This is a genomic window from Pseudoalteromonas sp. SR45-4, assembly GCF_014163535.1.
GTDB lineage: Bacteria > Pseudomonadota > Gammaproteobacteria > Enterobacterales > Alteromonadaceae > Pseudoalteromonas > Pseudoalteromonas nigrifaciens.
On the sequence record NZ_JACJDO010000004.1, the window covers coordinates 34,179 to 46,991 of the forward strand.

Sequence of the window (12,813 nt, forward strand, 5' to 3'; positions counted from 1 at the left end):
ACAAAGAATAATTGATAGTTTTATTTCTTATCAAGAAATGGTGCGGAAAGAGAGACTTGAACTCTCACAACCGAAGTTACTGGAACCTAAATCCAGCGCGTCTACCAATTCCGCCACTCCCGCATTACTTTGTGTTATTAAACACTAGGTAGTTATTTTAAACTCTTCATTGAGCTGCAATTTAACTCTTGCAGAGCCATTTCTAAAAGAAGAAATGGTGGCTAAGACGGGATTTGAACCTGTGACCCCATCATTATGAGTGATGTGCTCTAACCAGCTGAGCTACTTAGCCATTGTTGGCTGGGATACCAGGATTTGAACCTGGGAATGCCAGGATCAAAACCTGGTGCCTTACCGCTTGGCGATATCCCAACAAAAACAATTGATAGTTTTAATTCTTATCAAGAATGGTGCGGAAGGAGAGACTTGAACTCTCACATCCTAAGATACTGGAACCTAAATCCAGCGCGTCTACCAATTCCGCCACTCCCGCATTACTTTGTGTAATTAAACACTAGGTAGTTATTTTAAACTCTTCATTGAGTAACAAAAAAATAATGGTGGCTAAGACGGGATTTGAACCTGTGACCCCATCATTATGAGTGATGTGCTCTAACCAGCTGAGCTACTTAGCCATATTTTTTCGTTAGCACTTCATCGCTGAGTGCGGGGCGTATTATGCTGATATGGCCCAAATTCGTCAACACCTTTTTTGCAAAAAAACACTTAACTTGGTTTGTTTGCAGGAAAAGTAAGCTAAGCGGCTAAAATTTAGCATAAATGCTGTTTTTTTAGCTGCATTAAAAACACTAAACTTAAACTTATTCGCAGTTCTTCAATTTTGCTAAACAAATACAGACGTTAAAAAACCACAGCAGGTATTAAAGAAATAAAAAAGGCTCGTAAAAACGAGCCTTTAAAATCATCACCACACTAAATTTGGGTAATGTATATTTATACGTTGAACAAGAAGTTCATTACATCGCCGTCTTTTACAATGTACTCTTTACCTTCTTGGCGCATTTTACCTGCTTCTTTTGCGCCGCTCTCACCCTTAAAGGCAATAAAGTCGTCAAAAGCAATCGTTTGTGCGCGAATAAAGCCACGCTCAAAGTCGGTATGAATTTTACCTGCTGCTTGTGGCGCAGTTGCACCTACAGGAATAGTCCATGCGCGTACTTCTTTTACGCCTGCTGTAAAGTAGGTTTGTAATTGCAGTAATTCATAGCCACCACGAATAACAAGGTTAAGGCCTGGCTCTTCTAAACCAAGATCAGCCATAAACTCAAGCTTGTCTTCTTCATCTAGCTCAGAAAGCTCAGATTCAATAGCAGCACATACAGGAACAACAATCGCATCTTCTGCTGCGGCAATAGCGCGTACAACATCAAGGTATGGGTTGTTTTCAAAACCATCTTCAGCAACGTTAGCAATATACATTGTTGGTTTGATAGTTAAAAAGTTAATAGAGCTGATAGCTGCTTTTTCTTCTTTAGTTAACTCTAAAGAACGTAATGTTAAGCCTTCATCAAGGTGTACTTTTACTTTTTCAAGTACTGCATTTTGCTCTTTTGCGTCTTTATCGCCACCTTTAGCTTTTTTAGCATTACGGAACGATGCTTTTTCAGCGCTGTCCATATCGGCAAGCACTAATTCAGTGTTTATAACGTCAATATCATCAGCAGGGTCAATAGTGCCAGCTACGTGAATAATATTATCATCATTAAAACAGCGAACTACGTGGCCAATGGCGTCAGTTTCACGAATATTAGCTAAAAACTGGTTACCAAGACCTTCACCTTTAGATGCGCCTTTTACTAAACCGGCAATATCTACAAACTCCATACTTGTTGTAAGAATGCGCTGTGGGTTTACAATTTTAGCAAGTGCGTCTAGGCGAGGATCAGGCACTGGTACCACACCTGTATTAGGCTCAATGGTACAAAAAGGAAAGTTAGCGGCTTCAATACCCGCTTTTGTTAATGCATTAAAAAGTGTCGATTTACCCACATTAGGCAAGCCAACAATGCCACATTTAAAACCCATAGTAAGATACCTTGTTTAGATTCGTTTAAACGGCGAACTTGTACCCAAGTTACTAGGGTTTAAACGAATGTAGTCTGTTTTGTGCTTTTAACACACCATCTTTTGCAAGTATTTCCATGCAGCGTACCGCTTCATCAATGGCAGCATCCATTTTTTCTTGGTCTGCTTTGGCCGCTTTTCCTAGCACCCAACCAGTTACCATTTCACGATGCCCCGGATGACCTACACCAATGCGCAAGCGCATAAAGTCTTTTTGATTTGCCATTTTTGCAATAATGTCTTTTAAGCCATTATGACCGCCGTGTCCGCCGCCTTTCTTTAATTTGGCAACGCCAGGTTCTAAGTCTAATTCATCGTGGGCAACTAAAATGCTTTCCACAGGAATTTTGAAAAAATTAGCTAAACTACCGACCGCTTTACCACTTAAGTTCATATAAGTAGTGGGGATCAATAATTTGAATTCTTGATCTTGAATAATCACTTTACCTGTAAGGCCGTGATATTTAGGATCGTGTTTTAGAGTGCAGTTATAGCGTGCAGCGAGTTGCTCAATGAACCAAGCACCTGCATTGTGGCGTGTGTTTGCGTATTCGGGGCCTGGATTAGCCAGGCCCACAAGCATTTGAATAGAATTCAAGGTGTTAAGCCTTAAATATTATTCTGCAGCGTCTTCAGCTTCATCTTCAGTTGGAGCTGATTTGTTAGCTTTAACAATTAGGATAGACTGATCGTGACCAGGACCTTTTGCTAAATCTATTGATGAAACGCCAGCTGGTAATGCAACATCAGAAATATGTAGAGAATCGCCTGCAACTAATTTTGAAACATCTACTGTTACGAAATCAGGGATTGCTTTAGGGAAACAAGAAATTTCGATTTCAGTTAACTGACGAACAACAGTTGTACCAAGTTTTTCTACAACGTCTTCACCAACAAAGTGGATTGGAACAATAGTATGTAGCTTTTGGTTTGCATCGATACGTTGGAAATCAAGGTGTGTAACTTTAGGCTTGAAAGGGTGACGTTGAATATCTTTTAGGATAGTTTCAACAGACTCGCCGCCAATGTTAAGTGTAAGAATTTGCGTGTAAAAACCTTCGCTTTCTTGAGCTTTAATCACATCTTTATGTTCTAAAGTGATTGAAGTAGCTTCTTTGTTTGCGCCGTAAACGATAGCAGGCACTTTGTCTTCGCGACGTAGGCGGCGGCTCGCACCAGTACCAGTTTGCTCGCGAAGTTCTGCGTTATATACATAAGTTTTGTTTGACATAATAGTTTCCAATAATTAAAAGTATAGGGCCTTTGCGACCAAGGTCCCTAGCCAAAAGGCGCGCTATCATAACATCGCCCCCCAGCAAAATATATAACAGTTACGAAAAAAGCGCCAAAAGGCGCTTTTTTAAATTAAAGTTACTTAGCTTCGCTAAAGTAGATCTTTAATTAATGCTCAAACATTGCTGAGATAGACTCTTCGTTACTAATACGACGAATAGTTTCTGCAAGCATGTCGGCAAGTGTAAGTACTTTAACAATATTAAGTGCTTTAAGCTCTGCAGACAGTGGAATAGAGTCAGTTACAATAACTTCGTCAATCACTGAATTGCGCAAGTTTTCAGCCGCTTTTCCCGAAAGAATAGGGTGAGTAGCATATGCAAATACGCGCTTAGCACCGTGTTCTTTAAGTGCTTCAGCTGCTTTACATAATGTACCGCCGGTATCAATCATATCATCAACGATAATACAATCACGACCTTCAACATCACCAATAATATGCATCACTTGAGAAACGTTTGCCTGTGGGCGACGTTTATCAATAATAGCTAAATCGGTATCGTTTAGTAGTTTTGCAATAGCACGCGCACGTACAACGCCACCAATATCTGGAGATACAACAACAACGTCGTCAAAATGACGTGCTTTCATATCTTCAAGTAAAACAGGGCTACCAAATACGTTATCTACAGGTACATCAAAGAAGCCTTGGATTTGCTCAGCGTGTAAATCAACCGTAAGAACGCGGTCAACACCTACACTAGATAAGAAATCGGCAACGACTTTAGCGGTAATGGGTACACGGGCAGAACGTACACGACGATCTTGACGAGCATAACCAAAATAAGGAATAACGGCAGTAATACGACCGGCAGATGCACGACGTAGAGCATCAACCATAACGATAAGTTCCATAAGGTTATCGTTTGTAGGGGCACAGGTTGATTGTAAGATGAAAACATCCGATCCACGAACATTCTCATTAATTTGAACACTGATCTCACCGTCGCTAAAACGGCCAACAACAGCATCGCCTAATTCAATATATAAACGTTTTGCAACTTTTTGAGCTAACTCAGGTGTTGCGTTACCAGCGAAGAGCTTCATGTCAGGCACGGTAGGGTTCCTCAGGCACTGAATTTTTGGACTAACAGGCAATAATTAAACCACTGCGTGTTAACTTATGACTACTTGTACGTTACTTCAATCAAATATGGCGGCTAACTCCGTATGAGCGGGAGAAGTATTAACGCTTGATGCGATAAACCCCTGCCAAGTATGGGGGAGATTAGCAAGTACATCTTGTGCTTGAACTTGCGTAGCAAATTCTACAAAACAACATGAACCTGTTCCGGTCATCTTTGATGGAGCGTATTTTAGCAACCACTGCAGGGTTTTTTCAACCTCGGGACACAGCTTTTTCACTAAAGATTCGCAATCGTTAGTTAAAATATGCTGTTGCCAGTCTCCTGAAATTTTTGGCGTGTCGCGTTTTAGTTCAGGATGAGTAAATATTTTAGCAGTACTTACATGTTGATTAGGGAAGACCACACAATACCACTTTTGCTCAAGCATTACTTGTTCTAATTGCTCACCAATCCCATGCGCTATGGCGCTTTTACCATGTATGAATACGGGTACATCGGCACCTAGTTGTAAGCCTAAATGAGCTAATTCATCTAAACTGAGGGCTGTTTTCCACAACTTATTTAAGGCTAATAATGTGCTGGCAGCGTCTGATGATCCACCGCCAACACCGCCGCCCATTGGCAAACGTTTAATTAAATTTATTTTCACGCCTTGCTTTATTTTGCACTGTGTTTGCAATAATAAAGCCGCTTTATAGATAAGGTTGTCGGTTGTGGCTATGCCATTTGTGTCGCCGGTAACAATAATTGCAGGTAAATCGCTTAACTCAAAACTAAGTTCGTCGCCATAGTTTAAAAACGTAAACAGGGTTTCTAGTTCATGGTAACCGTCATCTCGGCGGCCATTAATATGTAAAAAAAGATTGAGCTTTGCCGGCGCAATAAGTGAAAATGAAGTGATATTATTCATGGTTAATTAAACTGCCAATCGTAGAGTTGAATTTTAATTTTAATTTTTTGATGGGTTAAGGTTAGTCTGCTGGGAAGCCAGTAGCCGCTTTTTTGCACAAAGCTAGCGTACTCAATTTGCCATTTTTTACCTGTACTATCAAACCATAATACGCTTTTAGCGCGGCCTAATTGATCAACCTTTAAAGTTTGGTCATCAATGGTGCCTTTTAACCAACTGTCGGCGTTATTTACCGGTAAAGCAAAACCGGTTAAACGTTTTAGTAATGCCGTTGCATTGGTGTCAAAATACTGCTCGCCATCATAGTTTAGTTCTGCCGTATTTGCAGTTTGTTTGAGTGACAATATACGTGTACCAATAAAAGTGGTGAGCACTAAATTATTGTTATTTTGGCTCTGTTGCCAGTTTAAGTTTGCAGATTGGCGCTCATCGGGGCTAATAAAAGCAAGTTTACCTTCTACTTGCCAAATACTTTGCTCGGCAAGATGTGTTTTCCAGTTTTCGTAAGTGGTTGTTTCTAAATTTCTTTTATGAGCGCAGCCGGCTAAAAACAAGAAAAACATAGCTAAAATAAAATATTGTCGAATCAAATGTTGCTCCTTACTTTCCATATTCCTGAGATTTTTGATAAAATTGCGGCCTTTAAAGTAGGGCTCATCAATATTTGGCAAATATGACCATAATCGCACTTGGTATTAATCACAAAACCGCTCCCGTAGAATTACGTGAAAAAGTGGCTTTTTCCCCTGAGCAAATTTCAGAGGCGCTACAGCAATTAAGTGGCCACGCCCATTTTAATGAGGCAGTGATTGTTTCCACCTGTAATCGAACTGAAGTGTATTGTAGCCTTGCACAGCAAAATTCCCAAACACTGTTGCAGTGGTTATCTAGTTTCCATGGTTTGGATGAACATGAACTGAGTAAAAACATTTACTGCCATGAAGGTAGTGATGCTATAAATCACTTAATGCGTGTAGCCTGTGGCCTAGATTCACTCGTACTGGGCGAGCCGCAAATTTTGGGGCAAATAAAGCAAGCGTATAACAGTGCTAAAACTCATAATGCTGTGGGCGTGACGTTTGATAGATTATTTCAAAAAACGTTTTCAGTTGCTAAGCAAGTACGTACTGAAACCAACATTGGTGCCAGTGCAGTGTCGGTTGCTTATGCGGCGGTTAATTTAGCTAAACATATTTATGGCAAGCTCGATAAAACCAATGTACTTCTCATTGGTGCCGGTGAAACAATTGAGCTAGTAGCCAAACATTTGTACCAAAATGAGCCGCAAAACATTACGGTTGCGAACAGAACCCTTGAGCGTGCACGTAGTTTAGCGGATCAAGTATCGGGTGATGTAATTGCACTTGCTCAGCTACCTGAGCGTTTACATAAAGCCGATATTGTTATTAGTTCTACCGCCAGCACACTGCCTATTATTGGTAAGGGTGTGGTGGAGCAAGCACTTAAACAGCGTCGTTATAAGCCTATGTTGTTTATTGATATTGCGGTTCCTCGCGATATTGAAAGCCAAGTGGGTGAACTTGACGATGCTTATTTATATTCTGTTGATGACTTACAAACCATTGTTAGCGAGAATATGAGTGCCCGAGAAGAAGCCGCTGAGCAGGCTGAAGTTATTATTACCGAGTGCACTAAAGAGTTTTTAATGTGGATACGCTCACTCGATTCGGTGGATTTAATTCGCCACTATCGAAACGATGTACAAACAATAAAGTCCGAACTTGTAGAGCGAGCAGTGAGTCAGCTCAATACAGGTAAAGATGCCGAAAAAGTTATTTTAGAGCTGGCCAATAAGTTAACCAATCGCTTAATGCACGCGCCTACCCGTGCTATTCAAGATGCAGCGAAAAAAGGTGAAGTGGCTCAGTTAAACCAATTGAAAAAAATGTTAGGTATTGATCAGGAATAGCAGTTAATGAAAGAATCCGTTTATCATAAGTTAGAAATCTTAGTTGAGCGTTATGAAGAAGTACAAGCGCTACTAAGCGACCCATCGGTCATTCGTGATCAAAACCGCTTTCGTGCACTTTCAAAAGAATACTCAGATTTAGAAGAGGTAGTAAAAACGTTTTTAAGCTACCAACAAGCGCAACAAGATGTAATAAGCGCAGAAGAAATGCTGAAAGATTCAGACCCAGATATACGTGAAATGGCGCAAGAAGAATACAAAGAAGCTAAAGCACAAATACTGACCATAGAAGATGAAATTCAAGTATTAATGCTGCCAAAAGATCCTAAAGACAATAATAACGTGTATTTAGAAGTGCGAGCGGGCACTGGTGGCGACGAAGCGGCTATATTTGCCGGCGACTTATTTAGAATGTACAGCCGTTATGCCGAAACTAAAAAATGGAAAGTAGATGTGGTGACCACCAACGAAGGTGAGCACGGCGGCTATAAAGAAATAATTGCTAATATTAGTGGTGAAGGCGTTTTTGGTCAGCTGAAATTTGAATCTGGCGTGCATCGTGTACAACGTGTACCAGAAACCGAATCGCAAGGTCGAGTTCATACCTCGGCGTGTACGGTTGCGGTAATGGCTGAAGTACCAGAAGCTGAAGCAATTGAAATTAATTCGGCCGATCTTAAAGTTGATACGTTTCGTGCATCAGGCGCGGGTGGTCAGCACGTAAATAAAACCGATTCTGCTATTCGTATTACTCATATACCTACCGGTGTGGTTGTAGAGTGTCAGGATCAGCGCTCGCAACATAAAAACCGTGCTAAAGCTATGTCGGTACTTGCAGCGCGTTTGCAACAAGCTGAAGACGAAAAGCGTGATGCAGCAGAAGCCTCTGAGCGTCGTAACTTAGTCGGCAGTGGCGATCGCTCTGAGCGTATTCGTACTTATAACTATCCGCAAGGTCGTATTACCGATCACCGTATTAACTTAACCCTATATCGCTTAAACGAAGTGGTAGCCGGTGATTTAAGCTGTATTGTAGAGCCATTAATGCAAGAGCATCAGGCCGACTTACTAGCGGCCATGGGCGACGAGTAATAATAGTGACCCAAACCCTCGAACAAGCAATTGCTGCAGGCGCTAATTTATTAGCACCTAGCAGCGAAAGCGCTAAATTAGACGCGCAAGTTTTACTACTGCATATACTGCAAAAACCTCACAGTTACCTTTTTACTTGGCCAGAAAACACGCTTAGTACAGAGCAACAGCTGCAATTTGATACATTTTGCCAAAGGCGTTTAAATGGCGAGCCAGTTGCACATATTACAGGGCAACGTGAGTTTTGGAGTTTATCGCTAGAGGTTAATGCCACCACTTTGATACCGCGTCCAGATACCGAAATCTTAGTAGAGCAAGCGCTTGAAATGGCGGTGCCAAGTAATGCAAAGGTACTCGATTTAGGCACAGGCACTGGCGCAATCGCGTTAGCACTGGGGAGCGAAATGCCCACTTGGCAAATTACTGCAGTAGATAGAGTAAGCGATGCTGTTGCACTTGCTACACGTAACCAGCAGCGATTAGCCATTAATAATGTGCAAGTAAAGCAAAGTAATTGGTTTAGCGCGCTTGATGGTGAAAAGTTTGATTTAATTGTATCTAACCCGCCGTATATAGAAACAACCGATATACATCTTAAGCAAGGTGATGTGCGCTTTGAGCCGCTCTCAGCACTTGTTGCCGATGATGATGGACTGGCTGATATAAAACAAATAATTACCCAATCACGTGACTATCTTCACGCTAAAGGTTATCTTTTGATCGAACATGGTTTTGAGCAAAGTGGTGCGGTTAGCCAGTGTTTTGCACTAATGGGATTTATAAATATTAAAACAGTGAAAGACTTAGGCAATAACGATCGCGTTACACTTGCACAGTGCTCTTAAACTAAATTACAGCAGTGTAATATTTGCGCTGCTTATTCGTTTTTAAAAATAAAAACATTTAACTAAACAGAAGTATTAAAACTATGGATTATTTAGCAGTTAAACATTCACACATGGCGATTGCGATGTTGAGTGTAATTTTATTTTATGTACGCTCATTTTCACGTATGGGTAGTGGTAAGTTGGCAAAAAATAAACTGGTGTTTATTGGCAGCCACGGCATAGACACTTTGTTACTTGTGTCAGCATTAATGCTAATGGGGATCGCTAAAATTAATCCGTTTGAGCAATATTGGTTACTAGAAAAAATAGTGCTAGTGATTATTTATATTGCCGTTGGTATTGTTAGCTCAAAACAAACAAAAACAGCACCCAAAGTAGCTTATACCATTTTTAACACTTTGGTTATTTTAGCTATCGGTTATTTAGCAACCGCTAAATCGGCACTGCTTTTATAAGTAATAAATAGTCCAATTGAGCTTTGTATAATTGTGTACAAAGCTCAACTATTTCTAAACATAAGTTCACATTCAAGCCCCTCTACATTGGTATCTAGCTTAAAAAGTAGGTAAACTACGCCTTCGTTTTCTAAAATGTTGTAGTATGAATGACCACCCTCGGGTTTGATGAACACGATGACTCTTATTTTGATGAAGCTTATGATGATTTTTTGCCACCGGCGATTTATCGTTGTATTCAAGCCGAATCTAAATGGGACCCTCAGATTGACTTAACGCCTAGCTATGAAATTTTAACTTCCTTTGAACAGGAAATAGATGCTTTGTGCCTGCAAACATCTGACGAACATGTGCGTTTAGATAAGCTACTAGATCGTTTTTATAGTGAATGGCTATTTAGTGCTTCTAGCTTAAAGGTGCCAGAGTACAAGTTAAATTGCATAAGCTATACATTAACTATGCGCAGTGGTTCACCAACAACACTTGCTATTTTACTCAGCCATTTTTTACAACATGCCAAACTAGACGCTTGCGTAAGTATTACCCAAGGTGAAATTGGTATACATGTAGCTATGAGTGATGAAGAAGGCTATACCATTGAGCCAAGCAGTGGCCAACAAAGCTGGTATATCATTCCTGAAAACGTTGATGAAGATAACGCCCAAGAGCAAGAGCCACTTGAGCTTATTTTTGACGACGAAGTATATAAATTATTTTTAGCCCAGCAAAAGTGGTCGTTTATTAGCGAAAATAAATTTGGTCATGCGTTAAACTGTGTCGAAATGCTGATGGATATAATTGGTGATGACCCTTATGAGCGACGCGACAGAGGGTATTTACTCAATCAGTTAGGTTGCCCTAAAATGGCACGTGACGATTTACAGTTTTTTGTAGATGAATGCCCAGACGATCCTGCAATAGAGATTATTCAACACCAAATAGAAGAACTAGAAGACAAAAATAATAAAACTCACCATTAAAAATAGGAATAACTATGGTTGAAGCCCAAACTGCATTAATTACTAACGATGCTGTGGTACTTGGTTTACTGGCTATTATTTTAGGGTTTGTGTTTAAAACCTCTAACAGCCAGCACCCAGGTTTTAAAGCATTTTATAAATATGTACCCGCTTTGCTGTTATGTTACTTTTTGCCCTCATTACTTAATACCTTTGGTATTGTTGATGGCAATAAATCAAACGTATATTACGTAGCGTCACGCTATTTACTACCAGCGTGTTTAATACTGCTGACTATAAGTATTGATTTAAAAGCCATTATAAACTTAGGCCCCAAAGCACTTATTATGTTTTTAACCGGTACTACAGGTATTGTTATTGGTGGCCCTTTAGCTATTTTAATTATGAGCGCAGTGTACCCAGAAGCAATTGGCGGACATGGCCCCGATGCCGTATGGCGCGGTATGACCACGGTAGCGGGTAGCTGGATTGGTGGCGGTGCTAATCAAGCATCAATGAAAGAAATGTTTGAAGTTGGCGGTGATATATTTTCGGCCATGGTGACGGTAGATGTCATTGTTGCTAACTTATGGATGGCCGTTTTATTATTAATGGCAGCGAATCATAAAGCCATTGATGCAAGAACAGGTGCCGATACCAGCGCCATTGAAGATCTTAAAAACCGGGTTGAAAAATATCATGCTGAGCATGCGCGCATGCCAACGCTTAACGATTATATGATGATTATTGCCATTGCCTTTGGTATTACCGGCTTGGCACATTTTTGTGCTGACTTTTTAGGCCCTTACTTTGGTGCTAATTTCCCATGGGCACAAGAGTACAGCTTAAACAGTAAGTTTTTTTGGTTAATCGTGATCTCAACCACTATTGGTATTAGTTTATCGTTTACTAAAGTACGCCATATAGAATCGTTTGGCGCGTCGAAAGTTGCTTCTACATTTTTGTATATTTTGGTTGCATCAATCGGCTTACACATGAATATAACGGCGATTTTTGAAACACCAATGTATTTTGTAATTGGCATTATATGGATGCTTACCCATGCGAGCTTAATGTTAATTGTAGCTAAACTAATTAAAGCACCGTTATTTTATATGGCGGTAGGCTCACAAGCCAACGTAGGCGGCGCGGCATCTGCACCCGTTGTTGCCGCTGCATTTCACCCGTCGCTTGCTCCTGTAGGTGTATTATTAGCGGTACTTGGCTATGGCGTAGGTACTTATATGGCTTATATTTGTGGATTAATGATGCAAGCAGTTGCACCATAAGGAATAAAAATGAACAACCAAATTATTAAAATTAATGACATAGAACTTGCAAACAACAAACCGTTTGTATTGTTTGGCGGTATTAATGTATTAGAGTCTCGTGATTTAGCCATGCGTGTTGCAGAGCATTACGTAGAAGTAACCACTAAATTAAATATCCCTTATGTATTTAAAGCGTCGTTTGATAAAGCTAATCGCTCATCAATCAACTCTTACCGCGGCCCGGGTTTAGACGAGGGTTTAAAAATATTTGAAGAAATTAAAAAAACATTTAATATTCCGTTAATTACCGACGTACACGAACCACATCAAGCAGCACCTGTTGCTGAAGTAGTTGACGTTATTCAGTTACCGGCATTTTTAGCCCGCCAAACAGATTTGGTTGTTGCTATGGCAAAAACCGGCGCAATTATAAACGTAAAAAAACCACAGTTTTTAGCCCCACACGAAATGCGCCATATTATTACTAAATTTAACGAAGCAGGTAATAACAACGTGGCACTGTGTGAGCGTGGTTCAAGCTTTGGATATAATAACTTAGTGGTTGATATGCTCGGCATGGACGACATGAAAGTAATGGCACCTGTTATTTTTGATGCTACCCATGCACTACAACGCCCAGGTGGCCGTGCAGATTCGGCTGATGGTCGTCGCGCCCAAGCAGCAGAGCTTGCTCGCAGTGGTATGGCACTTGGTATTGCGGGCTTATTTATAGAAGCACACCCAAATCCAAATGAAGCAAAATGCGATGGCCCATGTGCACTAGCATTGAGTAAATTAGAAGGCTACTTAACGCAAATGAAAGCCGTAGATGATTTAATTAAAAGCTTCGCACCGCTTGATACCAGTGCCAGCGATTTATAA

General features: G+C 40.5%; 13 protein-coding genes and 5 tRNA genes. 7 read left to right on the plus strand and 11 right to left on the minus strand.

The features are described from left to right. Positions 1-38: 38 nt before the first annotated feature. From H5058_RS03005 to lolB, 11 genes are all read right to left on the minus strand, one after another. A tRNA-Leu gene (locus tag H5058_RS03005) sits at positions 39-123 on the minus strand. 92 nt (positions 124-215) lie between these two features. Further along, positions 216-292 (minus strand) — tRNA-Met (locus H5058_RS03010). 5 nt (positions 293-297) lie between these two features. After that, positions 298-372: transfer RNA gene (locus H5058_RS03015), tRNA-Gln, on the minus strand. Positions 373-408: 36 nt separating this feature from the next. Further along, positions 409-493: transfer RNA gene (locus H5058_RS03020), tRNA-Leu, on the minus strand. 65 nt (positions 494-558) lie between these two features. Continuing rightward, positions 559-635: transfer RNA gene (locus H5058_RS03025), tRNA-Met, on the minus strand. A gap of 319 nt (positions 636-954) precedes the next feature. Next, positions 955-2,046: a redox-regulated ATPase YchF gene (gene ychF / locus H5058_RS03030; RefSeq protein ID WP_011327737.1), complete on the minus strand. Its 1,092-nt coding sequence runs from the start codon at positions 2,044-2,046 to the stop codon at positions 955-957. 52 nt (positions 2,047-2,098) lie between these two features. Further along, positions 2,099-2,683 carry an aminoacyl-tRNA hydrolase gene (gene pth / locus H5058_RS03035; RefSeq protein WP_011327738.1) on the minus strand — a complete coding sequence of 195 codons (585 nt, stop codon included), beginning with the start codon at positions 2,681-2,683 and terminating at the stop codon, positions 2,099-2,101. Positions 2,684-2,701: 18 nt separating this feature from the next. Then, positions 2,702-3,316 (minus strand): 50S ribosomal protein L25/general stress protein Ctc, encoded by a 615-nt coding sequence (locus H5058_RS03040; RefSeq protein ID WP_182676834.1) that lies wholly within the window; start codon positions 3,314-3,316, stop codon positions 2,702-2,704. A gap of 170 nt (positions 3,317-3,486) precedes the next feature. Beyond that, on the minus strand, positions 3,487-4,434 hold the full coding sequence (locus H5058_RS03045) for a ribose-phosphate pyrophosphokinase (RefSeq protein ID WP_011327740.1): 948 nt from the start codon (positions 4,432-4,434) through the stop codon (positions 3,487-3,489). Positions 4,435-4,521: 87 nt separating this feature from the next. Beyond that, positions 4,522-5,376, minus strand: a complete 855-nt coding sequence (gene ispE / locus H5058_RS03050; RefSeq protein WP_011327741.1) for a 4-(cytidine 5'-diphospho)-2-C-methyl-D-erythritol kinase — start codon at positions 5,374-5,376, stop codon at positions 4,522-4,524. 2 nt (positions 5,377-5,378) lie between these two features. Continuing rightward, positions 5,379-5,966 carry a lipoprotein insertase outer membrane protein LolB gene (gene lolB / locus H5058_RS03055; RefSeq protein ID WP_182676836.1) on the minus strand — a complete coding sequence of 196 codons (588 nt, stop codon included), beginning with the start codon at positions 5,964-5,966 and terminating at the stop codon, positions 5,379-5,381. An 83-nt stretch (positions 5,967-6,049) separates the two neighbouring features. On the opposite strand from lolB, the gene hemA reads away from it, so the two are divergent. The 7 genes from hemA to kdsA all read left to right on the plus strand — a co-directional run bounded on the left by hemA (position 6,050) and on the right by kdsA (position 12,813). Next, positions 6,050-7,306 carry a glutamyl-tRNA reductase gene (gene hemA, locus H5058_RS03060; protein ID WP_182676838.1) on the plus strand — a complete coding sequence of 419 codons (1,257 nt, stop codon included), beginning with the start codon at positions 6,050-6,052 and terminating at the stop codon, positions 7,304-7,306. Between the two features lie 6 nt (positions 7,307-7,312). Beyond that, the gene (gene prfA / locus H5058_RS03065) at positions 7,313-8,398 is read left to right on the plus strand and encodes a peptide chain release factor 1 (RefSeq protein ID WP_011327744.1); all 1,086 of its coding nucleotides are present in this window, start codon (positions 7,313-7,315) and stop codon (positions 8,396-8,398) included. A gap of 5 nt (positions 8,399-8,403) precedes the next feature. Beyond that, on the plus strand, positions 8,404-9,243 hold the full coding sequence (gene prmC, locus H5058_RS03070; protein WP_182676840.1) for a peptide chain release factor N(5)-glutamine methyltransferase: 840 nt from the start codon (positions 8,404-8,406) through the stop codon (positions 9,241-9,243). An 83-nt stretch (positions 9,244-9,326) separates the two neighbouring features. Next, complete coding sequence (locus H5058_RS03075) at positions 9,327-9,701, plus strand: SirB2 family protein (RefSeq protein WP_179808147.1); 375 nt, start codon at positions 9,327-9,329, stop codon at positions 9,699-9,701. Between the two features lie 149 nt (positions 9,702-9,850). Beyond that, positions 9,851-10,681: a tetratricopeptide repeat protein gene (locus tag H5058_RS03080; protein WP_182676843.1), complete on the plus strand. Its 831-nt coding sequence runs from the start codon at positions 9,851-9,853 to the stop codon at positions 10,679-10,681. A gap of 14 nt (positions 10,682-10,695) precedes the next feature. Further along, on the plus strand, positions 10,696-11,949 hold the full coding sequence (locus H5058_RS03085; RefSeq protein ID WP_011327748.1) for a DUF819 domain-containing protein: 1,254 nt from the start codon (positions 10,696-10,698) through the stop codon (positions 11,947-11,949). A 9-nt stretch (positions 11,950-11,958) separates the two neighbouring features. Beyond that, positions 11,959-12,813, plus strand: coding sequence for a 3-deoxy-8-phosphooctulonate synthase (kdsA, locus tag H5058_RS03090; protein ID WP_011327749.1), 855 nt, complete (start codon positions 11,959-11,961; stop codon positions 12,811-12,813).

Excerpts from the sequence above, each read along its gene's own strand:
- kdsA (WP_011327749.1), top strand. The coding sequence starts at position 11,959 with ATGAACAACCAAATTATTAAAATTAATGACATAGAACTTGCAAACAAC.
- ispE (WP_011327741.1), bottom strand. The coding sequence starts at position 5,376 with ATGAATAATATCACTTCATTTTCACTTATTGCGCCGGCAAAGCTCAAT.
- H5058_RS03040 (WP_182676834.1), bottom strand. The coding sequence starts at position 3,316 with ATGTCAAACAAAACTTATGTATATAACGCAGAACTTCGCGAGCAAACT.
- H5058_RS03085 (WP_011327748.1), top strand. The coding sequence starts at position 10,696 with ATGGTTGAAGCCCAAACTGCATTAATTACTAACGATGCTGTGGTACTT.
- hemA (WP_182676838.1), top strand. The coding sequence starts at position 6,050 with ATGACCATAATCGCACTTGGTATTAATCACAAAACCGCTCCCGTAGAA.
- H5058_RS03075 (WP_179808147.1), top strand. The coding sequence starts at position 9,327 with ATGGATTATTTAGCAGTTAAACATTCACACATGGCGATTGCGATGTTG.
- prfA (WP_011327744.1), top strand. The coding sequence starts at position 7,313 with ATGAAAGAATCCGTTTATCATAAGTTAGAAATCTTAGTTGAGCGTTAT.
- ychF (WP_011327737.1), bottom strand. The coding sequence starts at position 2,046 with ATGGGTTTTAAATGTGGCATTGTTGGCTTGCCTAATGTGGGTAAATCG.
- H5058_RS03080 (WP_182676843.1), top strand. The coding sequence starts at position 9,851 with ATGACCACCCTCGGGTTTGATGAACACGATGACTCTTATTTTGATGAA.